General features: G+C 53.4%; 25 protein-coding genes. 1 reads left to right on the plus strand and 24 read right to left on the minus strand.

All coding sequences use genetic code 11. The annotated features are described in order from the left end of the window. Positions 1 to 86: 86 nt before the first annotated feature. The 16 genes from ACP7D9_RS14850 to ACP7D9_RS14925 form a co-directional block, all read right to left on the minus strand. Positions 87 to 872, minus strand: a complete 786-nt coding sequence (locus ACP7D9_RS14850) for a hypothetical protein (RefSeq protein WP_426158196.1) — start codon at positions 870 to 872, stop codon at positions 87 to 89. 69 nt (positions 873 to 941) lie between these two features. Then, positions 942 to 1280 carry a hypothetical protein gene (locus tag ACP7D9_RS14855; RefSeq protein ID WP_426158198.1) on the minus strand — a complete coding sequence of 113 codons (339 nt, stop codon included), beginning with the start codon at positions 1278 to 1280 and terminating at the stop codon, positions 942 to 944. Then, the gene (locus ACP7D9_RS14860) at positions 1277 to 1435 is read right to left on the minus strand and encodes a hypothetical protein (RefSeq protein ID WP_426158200.1); all 159 of its coding nucleotides are present in this window, start codon (positions 1433 to 1435) and stop codon (positions 1277 to 1279) included. The genes ACP7D9_RS14855 and ACP7D9_RS14860 overlap by 4 nt, the downstream gene beginning before the upstream one ends. Positions 1436 to 2031: 596 nt before the next feature. Continuing rightward, entirely contained in the window at positions 2032 to 2403 is a 372-nt protein-coding gene (locus ACP7D9_RS14865; RefSeq protein ID WP_426158202.1) for a hypothetical protein, read from the minus strand. 102 nt (positions 2404 to 2505) lie between these two features. Beyond that, entirely contained in the window at positions 2506 to 2823 is a 318-nt protein-coding gene (locus tag ACP7D9_RS14870; RefSeq protein WP_426158204.1) for a hypothetical protein, read from the minus strand. A 243-nt stretch (positions 2824 to 3066) separates the two neighbouring features. After that, positions 3067 to 3210 (minus strand): hypothetical protein, encoded by a 144-nt coding sequence (locus ACP7D9_RS14875; RefSeq protein WP_426158206.1) that lies wholly within the window; start codon positions 3208 to 3210, stop codon positions 3067 to 3069. 237 nt (positions 3211 to 3447) lie between these two features. After that, positions 3448 to 3738 carry a hypothetical protein gene (locus tag ACP7D9_RS14880; RefSeq protein WP_050682300.1) on the minus strand — a complete coding sequence of 97 codons (291 nt, stop codon included), beginning with the start codon at positions 3736 to 3738 and terminating at the stop codon, positions 3448 to 3450. A gap of 141 nt (positions 3739 to 3879) precedes the next feature. Continuing rightward, on the minus strand, positions 3880 to 4590 hold the full coding sequence (locus tag ACP7D9_RS14885; protein ID WP_426158208.1) for a hypothetical protein: 711 nt from the start codon (positions 4588 to 4590) through the stop codon (positions 3880 to 3882). Positions 4591 to 5015: 425 nt separating this feature from the next. Next, positions 5016 to 5270, minus strand: coding sequence for a hypothetical protein (locus tag ACP7D9_RS14890; RefSeq protein ID WP_282317830.1), 255 nt, complete (start codon positions 5268 to 5270; stop codon positions 5016 to 5018). 194 nt (positions 5271 to 5464) lie between these two features. Continuing rightward, positions 5465 to 6349, minus strand: coding sequence for a DNA adenine modification methylase (locus tag ACP7D9_RS14895; protein ID WP_426158210.1), 885 nt, complete (start codon positions 6347 to 6349; stop codon positions 5465 to 5467). Between the two features lie 66 nt (positions 6350 to 6415). Then, positions 6416 to 6904: a JAB domain-containing protein gene (locus ACP7D9_RS14900; RefSeq protein WP_426158212.1), complete on the minus strand. Its 489-nt coding sequence runs from the start codon at positions 6902 to 6904 to the stop codon at positions 6416 to 6418. A gap of 318 nt (positions 6905 to 7222) precedes the next feature. Then, entirely contained in the window at positions 7223 to 7483 is a 261-nt protein-coding gene (locus ACP7D9_RS14905; protein WP_042955674.1) for a hypothetical protein, read from the minus strand. A 265-nt stretch (positions 7484 to 7748) separates the two neighbouring features. Next, positions 7749 to 9227, minus strand: a complete 1479-nt coding sequence (locus ACP7D9_RS14910) for a DNA cytosine methyltransferase (protein ID WP_426158214.1) — start codon at positions 9225 to 9227, stop codon at positions 7749 to 7751. A 205-nt stretch (positions 9228 to 9432) separates the two neighbouring features. Next, positions 9433 to 9984 (minus strand): hypothetical protein, encoded by a 552-nt coding sequence (locus ACP7D9_RS14915; RefSeq protein ID WP_426158216.1) that lies wholly within the window; start codon positions 9982 to 9984, stop codon positions 9433 to 9435. A 57-nt stretch (positions 9985 to 10041) separates the two neighbouring features. After that, positions 10042 to 10716 carry a hypothetical protein gene (locus ACP7D9_RS14920; RefSeq protein ID WP_200617286.1) on the minus strand — a complete coding sequence of 225 codons (675 nt, stop codon included), beginning with the start codon at positions 10714 to 10716 and terminating at the stop codon, positions 10042 to 10044. Positions 10717 to 10888: 172 nt separating this feature from the next. Then, entirely contained in the window at positions 10889 to 11161 is a 273-nt protein-coding gene (locus ACP7D9_RS14925; protein ID WP_426158218.1) for a hypothetical protein, read from the minus strand. A gap of 164 nt (positions 11162 to 11325) precedes the next feature. Between ACP7D9_RS14925 and ACP7D9_RS14930 the strand changes: the two genes are divergently transcribed. Continuing rightward, positions 11326 to 11562 carry a hypothetical protein gene (locus ACP7D9_RS14930; RefSeq protein ID WP_426158220.1) on the plus strand — a complete coding sequence of 79 codons (237 nt, stop codon included), beginning with the start codon at positions 11326 to 11328 and terminating at the stop codon, positions 11560 to 11562. 200 nt (positions 11563 to 11762) lie between these two features. Here ACP7D9_RS14930 and ACP7D9_RS14935 read toward each other — a convergent pair whose 3' ends face one another. The 8 genes from ACP7D9_RS14935 to ACP7D9_RS14970 all read right to left on the minus strand — a co-directional run bounded on the left by ACP7D9_RS14935 (position 11763) and on the right by ACP7D9_RS14970 (position 18375). Then, positions 11763 to 12410, minus strand: coding sequence for a hypothetical protein (locus ACP7D9_RS14935; RefSeq protein WP_426158222.1), 648 nt, complete (start codon positions 12408 to 12410; stop codon positions 11763 to 11765). 64 nt (positions 12411 to 12474) lie between these two features. Next, positions 12475 to 12948, minus strand: a complete 474-nt coding sequence (locus tag ACP7D9_RS14940) for a hypothetical protein (protein WP_426158224.1) — start codon at positions 12946 to 12948, stop codon at positions 12475 to 12477. 217 nt (positions 12949 to 13165) lie between these two features. Continuing rightward, entirely contained in the window at positions 13166 to 13360 is a 195-nt protein-coding gene (locus tag ACP7D9_RS14945) for a hypothetical protein (protein WP_200617279.1), read from the minus strand. Positions 13361 to 13434: 74 nt separating this feature from the next. Continuing rightward, positions 13435 to 13872, minus strand: a complete 438-nt coding sequence (locus tag ACP7D9_RS14950; RefSeq protein WP_397480322.1) for a hypothetical protein — start codon at positions 13870 to 13872, stop codon at positions 13435 to 13437. A 104-nt stretch (positions 13873 to 13976) separates the two neighbouring features. Continuing rightward, positions 13977 to 14903: a hypothetical protein gene (locus tag ACP7D9_RS14955; protein ID WP_426158227.1), complete on the minus strand. Its 927-nt coding sequence runs from the start codon at positions 14901 to 14903 to the stop codon at positions 13977 to 13979. A gap of 196 nt (positions 14904 to 15099) precedes the next feature. Continuing rightward, positions 15100 to 15930, minus strand: a complete 831-nt coding sequence (locus ACP7D9_RS14960) for a hypothetical protein (protein ID WP_426158229.1) — start codon at positions 15928 to 15930, stop codon at positions 15100 to 15102. Between the two features lie 148 nt (positions 15931 to 16078). After that, the gene (locus ACP7D9_RS14965; RefSeq protein WP_426158231.1) at positions 16079 to 16501 is read right to left on the minus strand and encodes a hypothetical protein; all 423 of its coding nucleotides are present in this window, start codon (positions 16499 to 16501) and stop codon (positions 16079 to 16081) included. Between the two features lie 71 nt (positions 16502 to 16572). After that, a complete protein-coding gene (locus tag ACP7D9_RS14970) occupies positions 16573 to 18375 on the minus strand; it encodes a VWA domain-containing protein (protein WP_426158233.1) in 1803 nt (600 codons plus the stop codon). Positions 18376 to 18419: the final 44 nt, after the last annotated feature.

The following is an 18419-nucleotide window of genomic DNA, read 5'->3' on the forward strand; positions in this document are numbered from 1 at the left end:
GGAGCTTGGGGAAGCCCCGAGCCGGGGGAATAGGACACCTGAAGGAACTCCACCCCTTGAAGGGGGCAAAGCCCCCCAGGGGATGGTTAAGCTGCTAACCGCAACCGCGGTTTCATCAGCTTCAAATAGGTATCGCGCGCTTCAGCAATCGCCTCGCGCACAACATCACGTGTGTCTGTACAGAGCCCCTTGATCGAGGGATTACGACTGAACCCGTAAATATCAAGCTCAGCCAGTTCAGAAATATCGTCGCCATCATCATCAAGCATGGTGACCGTGACTTTGAGGCTGAAGCATTCGATCTCCCCATCCATGATTTGCTGGATGGTTTGGTCGAGGTATACGAGCTCCTCCTCCGCTTCAAAGACATCGAAGTCATCCGGGCACTTAAAAACATCAACCCGGAAGTTGGCAGTTTGAAAGGTCCGCAGCTTTGTCTTCTCTGAGACGTACGCATCGAGGAGCTTGTACCCTCGGTGCGCTAGCTCCGCGCCGGTGGTGACAACATCATCGGCAAGCGCAGTAACCAGGCGATGAAGAGCAACTTTTTGAGCGGGTCCACCTAGTTCATCAGCAGGAGTGAGCTCGACGTAAACTGGATCGATGCTCAGGGAGGTCGATCGCTCATGTACGTAGCGCATTCCAGAGTCCCGGGTAATCTCCAGCTTTTCGGGTAGCACCAGGCCATCCCAAACAGTCGAAGAAACATCCGGCACAAGACGCGAAGCAAGACGCTTCACATCCAACTCACCAGTGAAGCTGGCACCATCACCCTGACACCAGCTCAGCGAAAAATGGACATCTTCAGCTGGGTAGCCGTTTAACACCAGGTGGCGCTGCATCAGGGTTGTGATTGCACGGTTAGTAGACATATACGGACTCCAGAAAATGGAGCCCACCGCCCCTAATGGGGCGTGTAGGCCCCGTTAGGGTTGAGTGATTCAGAGGGGTTGCATCGTTCGAATTCGAGTGAGAAAGACATCCCAGGCCAGATGGCCGTGGGAAACTACTTTCGCATCATCCACCAGCACACGGCGCTTGCCGGTGAAGCCGGTGTCGATGGCGAAAGCAGTCTTGTCTAGAGCATTCGGGTAACGAGCGAGCAGTACACGCAGCGCTGCATAGTGTCGAAGTGCAAAGGCACGGCGAACAACGTTCGCGATACCTCCACAGCGGGATACAGCTTCAGCTTCGACGCCACGTGTCAATGCATCAGCCTCACCGGTAGTGAGGCTCATCGTTTCACGGAGTAGCGCGACCAGACGGGGGTAGGACTTCATTTCTTGGTCCCATCCTTCTGTTTGATCTGCAAGCCGCAAATGCTGCTCATCATGCTGACAAAGCTTTCATCACTAAGAGCCTCTTGGTAATGAGCAACCCGATTTTGGGCGTGGGGCTTTGCAGGTGTTGGAGGGGGCTTCTGTGCATTACTCATACACGTTGCTCCATCTTCACAACCAGGTCACCCCGCGCCACATACGACCAGCTACAGCCGAAGGATGATGACGCTCCAATCAGCTTTGCAGGCGAAGAAATCATAGATGTACCTCCAGAATGGAGGTGAGATGCCAACCCCGAGTGGGGAAGGACCCCACCAGAATGGTTGGAACAACGGTGTTACGACAGGCTTAGACCCAATGGCCGGCGAGCGCCAAGCACAGGGCCGCGTGAATCAAATTACGTCAAATACGAAGTCGACGATGATGATCACGAGATTCAGTAAGTCAGACATGTTGCACCTCAATTTTAGTTTTAGTGCAAGGTCTCCCCTACAGGGAGAAATCCCTGCAGGGAGTGATAGCCTAAACGGCCAAGTTGATGCTGCTTTAGGGACGCGCAGCTAACGCCATCTCCGATCGCAACAGAGCGATTGGAAGAATTTTTGCTTTGGAAAACTGGAGCTTTCCGAAACAACCCTGAGATCGATCGGTGGCCTGGCGGCCGAGAGGATGCTGGCAACAGCTGGTTGAAATATAGCACCCGGGATTTTTAGATGGAAGCAGGGAGGTGTCCCCCCCCTGCTCCAATCACCTACGCACGTTTCTGAACAATCTCGTCCCTCATCGCCCGGAGCAAGTCCAGGTGGTAGGAGCGAAGCTCTGAAGCAGCAATCGTTGAGCATGCCGCCGAGATTTCGTGAACCAGTTCAATGAATTCACGAAGATGCGCCGTGGTGGTGATCCCGCGCTCACAGTAGCTGGCTTCTATCTCTTGCTGAGTAACGTCAACTTGAGACGCCAGGTAGAGAGGACGGTCCCTCCTGTCCAGTAGCAGAACTTCTGTAACCCCTTCATGGCCACCTTTAGGAAAGAGAGCCGCTTTTCTGCGTTCGATGATCTCGGTGAAATGCGAGAGCACCAGCGCAGGGTTATTGGAAATCTGAGAAACCGGAAAATTGTTCATGAAGCCTCCAACACGAAAGTCGAGGCCTCTCCCCTATCGGGAAAAGGACCCGACGGGATTTGCTGCTTTCGCAGCGTTACGCCACAGAGGTGGCATGTAGGATCACCAGGATGCTTCGACTGCGTCCATCATGATTTGCAGTCGCACCAGCGGCAGCTTCATCAGCCACGTCCTGGATTCAGTAGTGTAATTCGCCAGTAAATTCACCAGTCGACCGTGCTCCTCGAGCTCAGCGTACGTGGCGACCTTTGCCAGGCGCATCCTGCATTTAACTGAACGGAACTCGTCGCGCTCAATCGTCGTCAATAACGCCACTTCATCACATTCAATTCCGTTTGAGCGCATGCGCTCCATACGCAAAGGAAGGGACTGCGCGACGTTATCAAACCCAGCTGCTACGAGCTGTTGGGAAATGTTCATGTTGCCTCCGGTGATTAGAGACAACATTCCCGATCGGGAGCGATTGTCCCAATGGGTTGAATGGCGAGTGCCAAGTAGATGCTGCATAGAGTTGCAGCTGACTTATCGTCCTGGAAACGCATTGTTCACAGGTGGATTCGGTTGAGAGACTCGCCTCGTTAGAGGAGGTTCTCCAAAACGAACATTCTCCCAATGAGGAGGAGATTCGGAAGTGCCCCTCTTAACGAGGGGCAAGTACAGCCGTTATTGACCTTTATTCGCTTGGTTCCTGACTTCCTTGATCGCCCCAATGAGAGGAGCGAAAAAGATCGCCGGCGCAGCTTTTGCGGCGACAACGAACTCAGTTTTGAAACCTTTGATGAAACCTACAAGGTGTGTGCGAATCATGGTCAGCTCCTCGCGTTACATGAATTCAGCATATACCTTGATCGGTCACCTTTCAAAGCGAATTAGGCCGCTTTTGGGGTCCCACCATCAGAGTCACGAGACTGCAGCTTTCGCCACTGACCTATGACCCCAGAAATCGCCCCACGAACAGGAGCAAAATAGATGGCGGGGGCCTGCTGAGCTGCCTTCAAGAATTCAGATAAGCAGTGCTCAACCAAGGTGCTTTTATTACCGCTATTAATGGCCATTTTGTCTCATCTCCTTGACTGCAGCCCAAGACGTAAAGCCCAGGAACGACAGAAAGGTAAGCGCATCGACCACAAGGATCGCGTGCTCGAGGAACGTAAGAACGCTGAGTGTGAACTCGGCGACGTGGTACTCACGAAGCTTGTGGACTAGCCATCCTAGAAAAACGGAAGGCGTGGCAATAATTATGAAAATGCCGGAACCCACAACCGTGTGAGCCAGGAAATGCACCAACGGTGCATACCAGGGTTTTTGATGCGGAGAGCTTTTTTGGTTCTCCATGAGGGACACTCCTTTTGTGTGCGGGAGGCCCTACCCCGCAGGGATAGAAACTTCCCGCGGTTGGTGAATTGCTGAAATTAAGGGATCAGCTGCACCTTCACTGCTAAGTCCGAGATGGACTCAGCTAAAACACGAATTCCATTACGGGCATCGTGCGTTGACACTACGAGGCAAAAACCTACGAAAGGTTTTTTCGGTGTCCACCAGTACTGTTATCAGTTGTGCGTCGAGAAGGCGGCCATTGTGTTCGACCCAGTTATCAATTGCTTCGCAATGGTCCAGGTCGAAGCCAGTGTATTCCCCTTGCCGAACAAGATTGCTAATGATTTCAGAGAGGTGGTTCTCCTCTACAAGTCCGGCGAACACGAACCTTGATTTTGGTATGGACTCAGGTGCGTTGCCGGAAAGCGATTCAAGCTCATCACCATGCGCGGTGCACAAGTCCTCGAGCATCGCTACCTTCGCGTGAAGGACAGGGCAATTCTGCGAGAATCCTGGTTCAAATTTGTCGAAATAGTGTTGCACCAGACCATCGAGCAACTCGACGATGCCGGGCAACCCAGCCTCCCCGTCCCGCACAAAAACACGAGCGCCTACAAAAGCCCCGTACTCACAGCGGGAAATGACAGTCCTGTCGCATATTTCGATTTCGCTATCGCTCCGCTCCGCATAGATCGCTCGTGCGGCATTTGCAAAAAGGTTAGTGCTTGAATCAACCCCGAAATAATTCTCGCAATCAGCGAAAGACAAACCTGCGTCAACAGCGATCTTAAGCAGGTCCAACGGGGATGGTGCCGCCGAGTTCAGCAGGTCCAATCCTTCGTTTCCGATCGGGGTGCTTTGAGTATTCATGTCATGGTCCAGATTAGAGCCAAGCATGCCCCCAGCGCGGGGTCATGTACCCGGCCGGGTTTGAGTATGTAATTGAGAGGTGAAGGCCAAAGCCATTCAACTCAGACATGGAGTCAACCACCCAAGGCTAACCCTGAGTGGTGATCTGACCTCCATCGCAAAGCGGTAGGCCGCGACCACCAACTGACGCTGGATTGGCGCTGAATGGAACAGGAAGGCTACCGATCTTGCTTCGTTACATCGCCGGTTATTTTATCCGTAGTAGTACTTAGCAAATCCCATAACGCTACAGCGGGTGCCCAAAAGCCTTGAAGGGTTTCTTGTACACCGCGTTTGAAGCCACGAATGAAGGCATTCATAGCCATCTCCAATAGTTTTTCCTGTTTGCAAAAGGGGATGCCCCAGGCCGCCCCGTTAGGGACGGTTCAGGCGAGAAGTGCCTTGCTCGCGTGGTAGGTCGAATAGATCGTCCACCAGCCCAAGAACACGCAGTCGCTGTACAAGATCACATGTTCCAAGAGTTTCAGAACTGGGACCAGATCCTTACCGGCCTCGAAACCCGCCACCCAACTGGTAAGGGTCGAGATCAAAAGGCTCGCGAACACGAGCAGGGAAAAGAAAATGACTCCCATGACCAAGTGGCCAAGGAACTCACCAATGATGCCAAGATTTTTTTTCATAGGTTTAACTCCGGGTTGAGGCGGAGCTAACCCCCGACAGGGAGCTAAACCCCGCCGGTTTGGTTTTAATGCTGCAGTAGTGCAGCTGCTTTCAAATCGAACCAACATTGGTTCGAGTGAAACCGCTTGAGCAATGCTCTTGCCAAAGCGGTCTCTACACCGCCCCAGGACTTCCCAAGGCGGTGCGAGAGTAATCAGGCAGCTAGCCGGTAGGTACCAGCCGAAACACGCTCAAAAAAGCGCGCGTCCTGGACGACCTGGCGAACTTTTGCCTCCCAGTGCTGATTTGAACGTGTACCTGCGTACGGCGCTATCAGCTGGTTGATCTCTTTGAGATGTAGGACCTTGCCACCTTGAAGGATGCGACGTATCGCGGCTCGCCAAGTAGTCCCAACCCATGACGCAGCACGCTTGTCGACCTGCGCAAGAAAGAACAGAGAGTCCTTGTTCTTCTTGAAAACCAACAGCTTCTCGTGGGCAATTTTGACGATATTGCCTCGATACTCCCGACGATCAGAGACGCAGTTGTGCTGGATCTTGATAATTTCATCTACAAGCCGACCCGGTGCCACTCGTTCAACAAGCGATGACAAATTAAAGTACTGACCTTGCCGACGGAGATTGCCCATGAGGATTCCGTAGTGCCCGTTTTTTTCGACGGCGTCATGAATGTTCATGATGGAAAGTTCGAGAGCCTCCGTGAACTCGGCCAGGGCCATTCGACTCATGTCCCATTTGTTTGGCTCCCCCCAGACCTCCCCGCTGTAGACCAGCATCGAAGCATAGGGTGCATGCCACCAACAGGTGTGAGCCTCTTCACCAAGGAAGGTCCGCATGTCGTCCAGCAATAGGTTGGTGCCTTGGTGCAAGTCAGTGCCCTTGAACCGGATACCAAGCTCGTTTGCGACGTCGACAGAGGTTCCGCCACCGATACTGGGGTCAAACGCAAGACCATCCTTTCGGGTGTGATACGTCCCAAAGAAATCCCGTACGATCGCGCCTGTGCAGTTACCGCGGTAGCGGCTATCGCCCCAATGACCACGGTCCGGATAGCTAACAACTGAAGAATTAAATTTCATGGTACGACTCCGTTGAGGTGGCGCACCACAACCCTACCGGGATGTGATACGCCCGATGGGTAGGATTCAGATCTGACCGTTGTCGCACAGGCTGTAGCACTGCTTGCCAACGATAATGTGGTCTACGAGCGTCACCTCGACAAGCATCAAAGCCTGCTTAAGAGACGTCGTCATGGAGAGGTCCTCAGGTGATGGATTGCAATCACCGCTGGGGTGGTTATGCGCCAAAATCACCCTTGGCGCACTGTGCTGGAGTGCGCGCTTGGCGACCACACCAGGATGGACCGTTACATGCTGATTGCCGCCGGCAAACAGCTCTTCAAACGCGATAAGCCGGTTTTGGGCATCCAAGTAGGCTACGCCAAACACCTCCCGGTCTTTCTCGCCAAGCTTGAGCTTGAAGAAGTGCCGTGCTCGATCCGGACTGTCAAAGCGCGCACCCTTTGCAAATCGCTTGTTGATGATTTCGTTCGCGGCTTCAATGATTTCATCGGCCGTGACGGTCTCTCCGAGCAATTGAAAAACGTTTGGGTTCTCGGCTGTTTCGATAAACATAGTGGTGCCTCCAGAGATGAAGGAGGCTCTCTCCCCGGCAGGGGCAAGAAGCCCCTTTAGGGATTGTGATTGCTGGTAAACCACCAACTGGGCATCTCACCACCTGACATCAGGGGGGTGAAGAATCAATTGCTTTCGCAAACATAGCTTGGGAAAGCAGTCGAGAAACGGGGGGGAGTCAAAAAGAGGTGCTGAAGGGTCAGCTGTATTACGAAGCATCCGGTGGAGATGCACGTTGAATATACGACAAATTTATCCTACCTGGTAGCGCGAGAACTTCGACCGCCCCGGGTTGGGGACGATCGAAGAGTCGCTGTGTTACGCCGCAAGATAGCGGTCGGGACTGAAGACTTTGGCGTGCCGTTCGTAGTACTGGAGCAGGTCGTTAAACCTTTCCGTCCTCTCCCTGACACTGACAAAGTGCGCAGTCGCCGTGGGTGCCTCATTGCGCAGAAGCTCAAGTGAATTTCCGTCATCGAGCTCCCACAGAAAAATCGTGCATTCGGAGGTCTTTGCAGTCCCCTTTCGCACGATTTTACGATTCCCCATCATCCGCGCGGCCTGGCAAATTACATTCATCACATGGCACCTCAGGTCGAGGCGAACACGTGCCCCTGACGGGGAACCTGCCCGCCAGGGTTGCTCAATAATTACAGCGTTATCCGTTCAAACGAGACCTACGGTCTCCCAGTGCCGATAACCATCCAGACTGAAACACCAAACCCCTCCCCAAGAGGCATGCCGCCATTGGGGAAAGTTTTTGACGCCTTGCCTACACCGACATCGCAAGCTCGGTCTGCTGCCCAATGATGTACTTCGGTGGAAGGTGGGTGGTGGCATCGATTCACATATGACATACCGGACCGATTCCACACATTCCGCCCCCACAGATCTGCATGCAGTAGCTGTCGATCCCGTCCTCCTGGAGAGCTGTGTAAACAGGATTGATGACCTGGTTAGTCAATGCCATACCCAGTGCCTCACCAACCGCCTGAAACACGGGATACACGACCGATTGGCCGAGGACCTCATGGGCAATCGTTTCTGACAACCCATCCACCATAGATGGCGGAATCCCCTTCAAACGTGCGTGCTCGGTAGCGGTAAACAACCTGCTGAGCTCTGACTTGGACGGGTCAGGATGTAGCAGAAATGGCTCTGTGCTCCGTCCTTTAAAATAGCCCCGCCCGACAGTCCCAACCGAGGTGCTGTCTGCTGTGACCAACTGACGCTTGAAACCCTTGCCAGCCGCAATATCTCGCTCCTCCTTTGCCGCGAGATACTCGTAGCTTTTCCACCGAGGTGAGTCTTCAGGTATTTGCTCGAGGATATCGCCGACTTTCACTGGCTTAACGTCAGTGGCCGTCGGAAAAGTAAAGCCCTCTCCCAAGCCTTTTGTGATCGCTACAACCACCATCCGCTTCCGGTCTTCTAGCACTCCGAAATCAGCCCCCCTGAACACCGTCTCATGTAGCACATATCCCAACGATGTCAGAACACTGCGAATGACGGTCATCGAAACCGAGTCCAAATATTCAGGCACGTTTTCGATGATGCAGATCGCAGGGTTAGAGGCCTTTACGAAGTCCAGAAAGTCGATGAACAAGGTACCTGCCGAGGAATGCTCCTCCGCATTCTGTATCTTGTTCTTCGAACGGCCCGAGCGGCTGGCCCCGGTGCAGGGGATCCCGGCAACTACGCAATCTAATTGCGGTACGTCGCCCGACAAGGTGAGGTCACGAATGTCGGTGTTGATCGCGATTGATTCTTCAGTCCAAAGCTCCGGATTGTTCCTTAGGGATGCATCCAGATAATTGGAATCGACCTCAACGCCGACTTGTATGAAAGACGCAACACCCGCGACCAACAGGCCTGAGTGCAGCGCTTTATCAATGATGCCGCTCCCGTGATAAAGCGAGCCCTTCGCCAGCGCCACCTTCTCAGTGAGCTTGCGTTTAATACGCTCTACACGCTCCTTGATCTTGAGGTCGATCTGCAGAGCAGTTACGACAATGCGACCACTTCGAATGGCAACACGAACCTTCTCGCAGCCTTCAAAGAACTTCTTTAGCAAATCGGTGCGCACCTCCAACAGAGGCGTGACGACACCGTTGCGTTCACGTTTAGAAACAGTGAAGGAACCCGCTTCCATCGTCTCGCCGGAGACCGGTACCAACTCGAGGCGCTTGGATGCTTCATTGCTTCGAAGCAGGTACTTAGCACCAACCTTTACGCCGGCATGAACGAGTTTCTGGCCTTCAAGCCAGAGTCGCGCTACACCGCCCTTTGCCTCGCCAATCGTTGTGTTGATTACTGTAGTCATGGTGGAACTCCAAGTGATTGGAAGCACCACCCCCACTGGGGATGAATGCCCCCAGGTGGGTTTTAAGTTTGAGTGCTGGTGACCACCAGCTGGGTATCTTGGCTACTCACATGAGAGGCCAAAGAATGCTTGTGACTGAGTCTTGAACAGTGTCACTCAAAAGCATTCTGAGGATGGCCGACCCATATGGGCCGGCACCTCACAATCAAACGATAGCCTTGATTTCCTCCAAGAAGCTCTTGGGGTCCATCTCGACGTTCAGCCTCATGACCAGGTCGTCGACGTCGTCGTCACAGTAAGACTGAAGCTCATCGTTGTTTGTACACAAGGAGTGCATTTCATCCGACCGCTTGAAGGGGTCACACATGCCCATCTGCTGCCAGTACCGCAGGGCTGCAATGATGGTGTGCAAGTCTTCATCCTGTTGGATGAACACAAGCCCGTCGCTGGCCACCGGCGCCATGGCCGGTTCAGAAACAACGGTCTCTTGCTTGAGTATTTTCATTCGCCCGTTTGGATCTCTCACGATTTCAAGCGTGTGCTTTTCATCGTCACCAACCCATTCGGTGTACGAGTTGTATTTAGATCCGTTCTCGGTATCGATGACATATTCGCCGACTTTAACCGTTCCAAACCGCAGGTCCATGATGTCATGCGTTTCTGCAAGGGTGAGATCGGCCGGGACCAAAACCACCTCCGTGTGACTTCCAATGAACATGCAATCAAGATTGATTTGAAGCTTGGATGTTGTAGTCATGTCGTACTCCAGGATGGGGTACGGGGCACGCCCCATCGGGACATGGCCCCGAGTGGGTTAAATCAATTTAGCAAGCTGCGAAAAAGTGTTCAGGTTCTGCACCGCGGGGGTGACATTCCGAACATTCTTTTTGACCTCGCCGTGTTCAAAGACAAGATCACCAAGGTATTCGTCTCTCAAGCTATGAACATCATCTGGGTGGATCACATTCAGAACAGAGACCGCTGTTGAAGCTGGGAGCCCGAAAAGCTGAACACCTACCGGGTTTCCATCCTCCATGACCACCAATACCTGAGGTCGCAGATTTTCAATTGGCGAGTAATTCGTGACTACGGCCCCGATGTGTTCATCGCTGACCGGGCTGAGAACACAAGTAGCGGTCCCAAGGTAGGACTGCAGTGTGGACTCAAGGTCACTCAGTTTCGCCAACTGCCCTTTTTTGTTGGCCAGCCAATACTGCTCATCGGCTGACACAAGGAACATACGATGCTGACCAATGGCAACATCGCCATCGACAACCTCACCTAACAACGAAACGTGAACACTATCCAAGCTGACAAGCTCGCGCTGACCCGCCTCAAACTTCTCCAGTGCAAGCCTGAAACCTTCAAACAAGTTGTTGGTGTTTGGTGAAACGGCAGTCAGCCAACGCTGATCGGAGTGAGCTTTATTCGTTACGAAAACGGTGTAGAACTCATTATCAACGCTTTGAAAAAATGCAAAAACTTTCATCATGGAGCTCCGGTTAAATGCGAAGCCATGACCCCAATGCGGGGTCATGAAGCCCCGCTATGGGTTGAGTTGTGCTGGCGTGACCAGCTTGTTTTCTCGAAGACCTCAAGGCCTTCGAAGAATGGAAAGATTCTTTTCTAAAGGCCTGGGCCTTCGTAAAAAAAACCAGTTATTAGGCGACAGTCACCATTTCCCGGGTTACGCCTTGAAGTCGAGGATTCCAGCAGCGCTCTGCCGGCAGGCCGGCAAGCTTCACCAGATCATCGAACGCCTGCAGGGCGCACCAGCCGGTTGCAGCGTCGTACCTCCCGCCCACAAAGACAGGACAGAGGCTCGGAACATCAGTGCCGTAAACCTCAGGGCTGCCGATGATCTTGGCTAAGTCTCGCTCCCACTCATCAAACAACCATCGGTTAAAGGTGGCCACGAGCTCATCGGTCAGCATTTCTGATGGGTAGGTGCTAACATCCCAACTTTTCCGTTGACCTGTTTTACCCTCTCCTCACGAGAAAGCGTGCAAGGCTGTTCGTACGAATTAGTTGCTACTCGGCATGAGAGCCGTATTGTCTGGCCAACAATTCCGTTCTCGATCAACTTGGCTTCATAGGAATGCGTCCCACGGTAGCTGCTGACAAAGATGAAAATGTATTTCTGGGTGGTTTTGCAATTCATGGTCATCTCCAGATTGAGCGGGACCATGCTCCCGCAGGGAACACACCCCCGCAGGTTGAGTTTTTGAATGGTCAGCTGCTGATGTTCAACCGCGACGAGGTGTTCTCGACCACGAACGCAAAAGTCAGCTGGCTGAAAATCATCGAGTTCGCACCATGGGTAACGAGCTTTTGACTCCTAGCGAACGAGTACCGCCGGAGTTGAGAGAAATGCTGGGATACCAGCTTCATTTTTACCTAGTTGCACAAGCAACTGGGTAACTGAACTGGATTTTGCCTGGGCAAAGCACAGCATGCAACCGGGGCGTTTTAGCGCCCCGGCTCCATGATTTCTCTTATTGTTCCAACTCGCTCCTTCACGGGAAAGATCGAACCTCACGCGGCCATGAATTGGCCGGCAAGCAGAACCTTAAACGTATCGATCGACATCAGTTGGCCGCGGTATTCCCCACTGCCAAAACGGACTGCGACGCCGAACTCTTTAATCAGCCTTTCGTAGTGCTCGACCTGGACTGAAACAATTTTCCCATCCAAGCATTGATGCACGACATCGGCCTGGCTCGTGGACGGCAACTCAATTCGCTGGTCGTCACGTTCATACTCAAGATCCCGAAGGACCAGCGTTTCCCGATCGGGCGCGCAGGCAATGATCTCCTGGCACGCGATGGAAAGACCTGCGCCCCCTACGCTCTTTCCATACCACTCGGTCAAATATTGCCTCGAGTGGTATACAACGGTACGGCCTTGATCACCATAGTGGGCAATCTGCCGGCAACCTTCTCCAGCCTGGCCATTGAAAAGCCAATGAGCGTTTCGGCCCGTCTGGTCCAGGATCCCCAGAATTCTGAAGCCGTCGGTGACCTGGATGAAGGGCACTATGACTTTCTTGCCCATTCGGCCTCGGCCAACAACAGAAAAACTCCAGTAATCCGCTCCTGCGTGAGAAACCAATCGCAGCTTCAACCGAGACCCTGCATTGATGAGCAGGCGTTGAACAACGATCAGTGCTTGGTTTGCATTCATGGCGTATCTCCAGGTTGGAGCCGGACCATGCCCCACCGCGGGGACATTGGCCCGGCGGTGGGTTTTAGTGAAAAACAGTTGGGTCGATTGCAATGTGCTCTGGAATCTCGGCCAGAGACCGAATTTCCTCGAAAGCATGCATCCGAACCCAGCCTTCTGACTTGTCGTAGGACGCGCCGACGTACACAGGGAAATGCCTGGGCGTGTAGTCAGCGTACTTCTCGGGTTGCCTCAGCATGATTAGCACCTGCTGCTGCCACTCCTCGAAGCGCAATCGATTGAACGTGGCCACGAACTCAGCCGTGAGTTTTGATGGATCACTGTGGGTCACATAGCCGGATTGACCGTTTTCCCACCGCTCAAACTCGACCTCACTCATGTTGCAGAAATCCGGATAGCGCTCTCTGGCAACGCGGACTGAGACGCGAAACTCACAGCCCAAGAATGAGCAGTCATATTCGTGCTTACCTTGATAAGACAGGCGCCACGAAACACGTGCCCGGGAAGGTTGCGTACCGTGGTGGTCAATTAAAGTCATGGGTCATCTTCGTGAGTACGGACCCATCCCCAAACGGGGGTGGTGCCCGCAGGGGTTAGAAAGGCCGAGGCCAGTGCTGCAAGTGCAGCTGTTTTCCTCTCCAGCACATGCTGGATAGGGAAATCACATTCGACAGGCATCCCTCTTGGATGTGATCTGATAAAGCCCATCCCTGGCTTGACCAAGGATGGTTGGTACCGAAATGTTGAAGCTAGAGCTATTTGGCCCGGTAAAGGGCTATTGCCTCCAGCGCAACTGGATCTTCAGGAAGTAGAGCCACCCAAACCAGACGGTTATAGCGGTTGTACTCAGCGCGGTCGACGAGCAGTACATTGCCCGAATGAGGGCTCTCAAAGACCGATAGCTGCCCCGCGAACTTGATCGTGTGAGGCGAGTTGGTTCCAGATTTCATAGGTCCTCCTATGCCACGAGGTGCACCACATGCGTGATGCTCCTCAAGGTTGTGAGATTGATTTGGACCTGAAATCAGGCCGCAGACTGCACCACGAGGATCGTTTTCACCCAACCCTGACCAAGCTCGTAACGAGCCGCAACCACGTCCGGATACGGTTGTATGCAAGGATCACCCTCGCTTATCGTGCCGTAGCGCTCTGGTTGGCTGCGTAGGCGCTCTACGCGTTCGGCGTGCACTTCCTTTCGCCATTGATTGAACGCAGTCACCAATGGTTCAGGAGGAGCTGAGCGATCCATCATGGTCACGGTGTTGAGACGACCAACAACATCCCGCTCAAACTCAACATCGGACATCCCGCTGAAGAACTCTCGCCGGCCCTTGAATGAATCGTCGCCAATTTCAATCTGGAAATACTGACCGTCAACCCAGACGTCGTGCACCCATACGCCGTTGAATCGAAGACGTTGGGCAAACTTAATCTGAGAGATATCGGTGATTTTCAATTTCATTTTCTGACTCCTGAAATTAACAGGGCCAGCCCCAAGCGGGACTGAACCCCGCGAGGGTTTGTTAAAACGTCGGTGGAACTGTGTGTAACGATGCGAACATGACCTTAGCGGTCAGCACACACCGTACGGACCATGCGATCCACGAGCTCACTCTGCTCCGCTGGGTGTAGGGATCGGAATCGCAGATCCCAGTGCTCGGCGACGTATTTCACTACATCGCTGATTTCCCCGATCAGAACCGCATTCCCCGGCAAACTGACCGTCAGACTGAACTCTGGGAGTTTGTCGGGACCCAGCGCCAGTGTTTCCACGACCAGGTTCATTGGAACCATGCCCAGCTCACGAATCAAACTCTCCGCGCCATCTCGGGTAGCTTCCGGCGGAATACCGAAGTTGCCACCACCCGGGTAGGAAACACACATGTGGTGTACAGCTGCACCGGAAAGCATGCTCCGATCCACCAATGCACGCTTACCGCTTGCGGCAGTAGCCCCGCCATAGACAGGCCCTGTCACGATATCAATCGACTCAAGCTCGATCCTCACGTTGGCAGTGCTGCCGGATAGGGGCCAATCACCCTCATCCGGAATCACGTCGTAGACGACCAAGGCCGATTCAAGCTCGTCCATTACAGAGCCCATGTTCTTGCCTGCACGGTGCAAAAGCACTGCCTGCGCGGCATGGTCAACGACATCTGAAACGCCTGCAGCAGCCAGATTCACCGCACGACTAGCATAGGGCTCACCATGGCGATCGAAGATCGAAAGTGAGACTTCAATCGACGGCTGATTGAGCTCGCAGATTTGATCACGAAATGAATTCACCACCTTTGAAAGCGCTGCCACCTTCACAGCGTCAACAACCGTCAGCTCATCACAGCAACCCGTGTTTTCAGCTGATGTGACGAGATCGACGGCAACAGAGACGAATTCTTTGAGGACGTCGGGCAAATTTTTAAGATCATTGGGAATCAGAACTCCCAAGGCAGCAGCCTGCGTAAAAACCGACTGCAGCATTTCTAAGTTGGGCATGGACATCTCCGTTTCGATGTGAAGCCATACCCCGAAGTGGGGTATGAAACCCCACAGGGTGTTGAGTGCTGAACATTCAGCTTCAGTGCGCCAGATCATCCCGGCACAAAGAATCTTCAAACGAGAGGGCACAATCCCTTTGGTTTGAAGACTCAGCCAGGGCCGCCATTACGTCGACCCTGATTGAGCTTTGTTACTACTTCGCTTGTGCAGACCCACGAGCAATAATGCGTGCTACCCAGGTGTTACGTTTCACGGTCCGCTTTTCGACCTTGTACGTTTCATCGGGTTGTTTGACACGCACCTCGACCTCGACAGGTTGCTTTCCAATGCATTTCAGCTGGACATGATCCCCCTTCTGAATGCTCCGCAGGTTCACCACACGCTCCAGGTCAATGCCCCAGACGTACTCATTTCGGCCAAGACGAACCAAGTACGACATCGACTCGTTCTTGTTGAACTTGTAGTGGTAGTGACCGAATTGGGAAACGACTCCCTCCTTGGCGCCCGACCAATCAACCTGGTTGTCGTCAGCCAAAACATCGGCCGGCAAAACGTGACGAGCGATAGCGCCCATGGGCGTATCACTGTAGTCACCAGGCGGAACCTCCTCTAGAGAGGGCTCCAAATGACCAGGATCTAACAAATGCTCAGGAATGCCCTCAGAGAGTTCGCTGTAGTCCGCGTAATCATCAATGGATGCCAACGGCGCATCATCAACCACGTGATGGCTTGCATGCGTCATATACGCTCCAGGCGAGTGCACCAGAACGCGTGGCGCCGGCGGCATCTCGTAGTTGCACAGTTGCTCAACCGGCGTTGCAGGAAAAGATCGTATGGACTCCTCTCCTACCGCCTTGAACAGTTTCAGCCGTTCGAGAAACTCTCCCCGGCGCCCCTGCTCAAATTGCCGCAAGGTTGCCGCCAATTGTTGGTACTCATCTCGTGAACGGAGATGCTCCGACGCCCGGTAAGGGAATAGTTCTACCCCTGGAAACTCAACTTTAGGTTGTGTGTTATAGCGCATGGTGCCTCCAATTTTTCAGGGGAAGCACCACCCGTTGGGGAGGTACCGCCCCAGCGGTTTAGTAGTCGTTGATCAACAGGTACCACAGGCCAAATGGCCTGAATATTTGCTTTCAAATGCCCTCCCCCATTCCTGAGGGAGGTGTTGTTTATGCTGCGATTTGTAGTTGATCAATCACCCCTTCCCGGCGGCAAAGATCAACCAAACTTTCACGAAACTTGTCGCAGTCGACACCAGCAGCGCTGATGCAGACCTTAAACGAGAATGGTGAAATCACATCGCTCATGATCCATGCCCAACGATCTTTCCGAGTGCCGAGTGCTGCGCGCTTGTCCAGAAAGATACTGCACGCCTCAAACAGCAGTTTTTCCCTGAGCACATCGATATCGTCATCCGTCCATTCAACCGGTCCCAACTCTTCCTCTGGCAGCGCCAGAAGGTCAAAGATTGAGAACTGCTGAACGTCTACCGCACTGGCCCCTTGCTGGCGACGTGCGCGACGAACTTTCTTAACGAGGCTGTCGGGGAGTTCGGACTGAGACTGCTCTCCGAACAACATGGCTAATTGCATTGGTATACCTCCGGATAGGAGGAGGTACGCCACCCCAAAGGGGTGAAATACCCCCTTTGGGTTGAATCCGCTTACGCGGCTTGTGCTTGTGTCAGAACCTGTTGAACCAGGCCATTTAAAGCAGCGCGCAATTCGCCGAGATCACTCAGAAATTGCCACTTGTCTTTACCAAAGACGTCCTGAAGCTTCACTGTGTTGGCCGTCCCAAAAGCGACTGCGAACACATCGATTCCAGAATCCCTGCAACGATCCACCATGGCTTTAGCTTGGTCAGCGTTGTCGGGGTCGCCATCAGTTATAACGAACATTACTTTCCGCTCGCCTTTGGCCCTCAGTAGATCTCCAGCAGCCGGCCATATGGCATTTGCCAAAGGCGTACTGCCGGTTGCTTTCAGGCCAAATCGTCCTTCTTGAATAGCGCCAACAAGACGCTGATCGTGCCGTTTCAATATGCCAACCGCTGTGCCATGCCCACCGTTGCGTGGAAAAACCATCGCACCGGTCGTCACGCCAGCAATCCCCTCCAAAGCGGTTAGGATTGCAACGGTGGCTTCCTCGGCAATTTGAAGCGGAGCTTTTGTTTTGCCCTTGTCGCGGGAATCCATCGACGCAGATCCATCGAGCAGAATTTCGATTGCCGCATTCGTGCGCTGCACGGGTTCTTGTTGCCGGAATATCCGGTTTTCCCCAACCCGAACCCGCGCTAAGCGCGAGGAATCGATTTTGCTGCCCGTGCGACGCAGACTTACGCGTGCGTCGCGACACCCCTGAATCAGTCCATTGAGAACCTGGCGCAGCCCCATGGAGGCAAGCTGGCCATTTTGAACGACGATTCCCCCTTGGATGCTAGAGCCCACTGCATCCTTCACTACCGAGGCAGGTGTAGGACTTGAATGGTCAACAGCTTGGCCTATCATTTTTGCAGCCTCCCCGCCGATATCGGACTTAGCATCATCGAGGTCTGCATCCGTTGCAGAAAGAATCTTCTGCTTCAGTTTCCCAGCTGCACCTTGACCGGCAGAAGCGCCGGCTGTTTGTGCATCATCAGGTCCAGAAGGATCGCTGCCAGGATCGCCAGCACTTCCGGATGAACCATCAGCTTTTGCGTTTGGATCATCGGTACCGCCTAATTCATCAGTGGCAGATCCATCGTCCGTCCCATCACCAGGTTGGCTCTGGGGTTGTCCGCTTTGATCCGGTGGGTTCGACCCCTGACCAGAATTCGGCGACGGTTGGTTCTGCTGCTGACTCTGGTCGTCTTCCGGCTCGTCCTCATCAAGAACATCCAAGATGCGGTGGGTCAGTTGATAAACAGCTTCAGTGTCCGGAAGGTCAGTGACCTGGTTGAGCAATCCAAAAATCTTGGTACTACGGCCAGGACCGAAAACCTCCCTCATCTTGAAGATAAGGTTATCCGCTTCACGCTGGAGCGGTTGGTTGAGCAATTTTGCGCGCCCAACGAGCAAGCAACCGTCGTGAAGCAGTACCGCCTCAGTCATGCCTGACAGATCACTTTCGCCCCCAAGCACCTCTTGAGCCGTCACAGCTAAGGGGTGAATAGTGGAGTAATGGTCAGTCATCATGCGTTTCTCGATTCGAATATCCTCGAGAAGGTTTAAAAATTTCCCAATAAACGGTGGTTCGAGTCCTGCTTTGTCGTACACCGTCGAATCCGTGTATTTGATGTGTGCAGACTCATGCGCCGTGTAGCCCAGGGCCACATTCAGCATGGTAGGCGACGCCTCAATCATTGGGAGGTAGATGACGTTGTTCCTGGTACAAGCTTGGCTTCCGCCCCAGACAACGGTCACTCCCAGATCATCGCAGTAGTAGCGAGCGATAATCGGGAGTGCTGTTTGAAGAGAATTATTCATGGTGTTGCCTCCAGGTAGTGGAGACACACCGCCCCCATAGGGGG

This window comes from Pseudomonas sp. TSRC2-2, from assembly GCF_049897785.1.
In the GTDB taxonomy this organism is placed as follows: Bacteria; Pseudomonadota; Gammaproteobacteria; order Pseudomonadales; family Pseudomonadaceae; genus Aquipseudomonas.

Bases quoted from the DNA above. Each gene is read 5' to 3' on its own strand.
- ACP7D9_RS14910 (WP_426158214.1), bottom strand. From the start codon at position 9,227: ATGACTACAGTAATCAACACAACGATTGGCGAGGCAAAGGGCGGTGTA.
- ACP7D9_RS14940 (WP_426158224.1), bottom strand. From the start codon at position 12,948: ATGACTTTAATTGACCACCACGGTACGCAACCTTCCCGGGCACGTGTT.
- ACP7D9_RS14925 (WP_426158218.1), bottom strand. From the start codon at position 11,161: ATGCTGACCGATGAGCTCGTGGCCACCTTTAACCGATGGTTGTTTGAT.
- ACP7D9_RS14920 (WP_200617286.1), bottom strand. From the start codon at position 10,716: ATGAAAGTTTTTGCATTTTTTCAAAGCGTTGATAATGAGTTCTACACC.
- ACP7D9_RS14915 (WP_426158216.1), bottom strand. From the start codon at position 9,984: ATGACTACAACATCCAAGCTTCAAATCAATCTTGATTGCATGTTCATT.
- ACP7D9_RS14875 (WP_426158206.1), bottom strand. From the start codon at position 3,210: ATGATTCGCACACACCTTGTAGGTTTCATCAAAGGTTTCAAAACTGAG.
- ACP7D9_RS14965 (WP_426158231.1), bottom strand. From the start codon at position 16,501: ATGCAATTAGCCATGTTGTTCGGAGAGCAGTCTCAGTCCGAACTCCCC.
- ACP7D9_RS14950 (WP_397480322.1), bottom strand. From the start codon at position 13,872: ATGAAATTGAAAATCACCGATATCTCTCAGATTAAGTTTGCCCAACGT.
- ACP7D9_RS14955 (WP_426158227.1), bottom strand. From the start codon at position 14,903: ATGCCCAACTTAGAAATGCTGCAGTCGGTTTTTACGCAGGCTGCTGCC.
- ACP7D9_RS14945 (WP_200617279.1), bottom strand. From the start codon at position 13,360: ATGAAATCTGGAACCAACTCGCCTCACACGATCAAGTTCGCGGGGCAG.
- ACP7D9_RS14905 (WP_042955674.1), bottom strand. From the start codon at position 7,483: ATGAATGTAATTTGCCAGGCCGCGCGGATGATGGGGAATCGTAAAATC.
- ACP7D9_RS14900 (WP_426158212.1), bottom strand. From the start codon at position 6,904: ATGTTTATCGAAACAGCCGAGAACCCAAACGTTTTTCAATTGCTCGGA.
- ACP7D9_RS14935 (WP_426158222.1), bottom strand. From the start codon at position 12,410: ATGAATGCAAACCAAGCACTGATCGTTGTTCAACGCCTGCTCATCAAT.
- ACP7D9_RS14885 (WP_426158208.1), bottom strand. From the start codon at position 4,590: ATGAATACTCAAAGCACCCCGATCGGAAACGAAGGATTGGACCTGCTG.
- ACP7D9_RS14960 (WP_426158229.1), bottom strand. From the start codon at position 15,930: ATGCGCTATAACACACAACCTAAAGTTGAGTTTCCAGGGGTAGAACTA.
- ACP7D9_RS14930 (WP_426158220.1), top strand. From the start codon at position 11,326: ATGCGTCCCACGGTAGCTGCTGACAAAGATGAAAATGTATTTCTGGGT.
- ACP7D9_RS14855 (WP_426158198.1), bottom strand. From the start codon at position 1,280: ATGAAGTCCTACCCCCGTCTGGTCGCGCTACTCCGTGAAACGATGAGC.
- ACP7D9_RS14860 (WP_426158200.1), bottom strand. From the start codon at position 1,435: ATGAGTAATGCACAGAAGCCCCCTCCAACACCTGCAAAGCCCCACGCC.
- ACP7D9_RS14870 (WP_426158204.1), bottom strand. From the start codon at position 2,823: ATGAACATTTCCCAACAGCTCGTAGCAGCTGGGTTTGATAACGTCGCG.
- ACP7D9_RS14895 (WP_426158210.1), bottom strand. From the start codon at position 6,349: ATGAAATTTAATTCTTCAGTTGTTAGCTATCCGGACCGTGGTCATTGG.
- ACP7D9_RS14880 (WP_050682300.1), bottom strand. From the start codon at position 3,738: ATGGAGAACCAAAAAAGCTCTCCGCATCAAAAACCCTGGTATGCACCG.
- ACP7D9_RS14970 (WP_426158233.1), bottom strand. From the start codon at position 18,375: ATGAATAATTCTCTTCAAACAGCACTCCCGATTATCGCTCGCTACTAC.
- ACP7D9_RS14850 (WP_426158196.1), bottom strand. From the start codon at position 872: ATGTCTACTAACCGTGCAATCACAACCCTGATGCAGCGCCACCTGGTG.
- ACP7D9_RS14890 (WP_282317830.1), bottom strand. From the start codon at position 5,270: ATGAAAAAAAATCTTGGCATCATTGGTGAGTTCCTTGGCCACTTGGTC.
- ACP7D9_RS14865 (WP_426158202.1), bottom strand. From the start codon at position 2,403: ATGAACAATTTTCCGGTTTCTCAGATTTCCAATAACCCTGCGCTGGTG.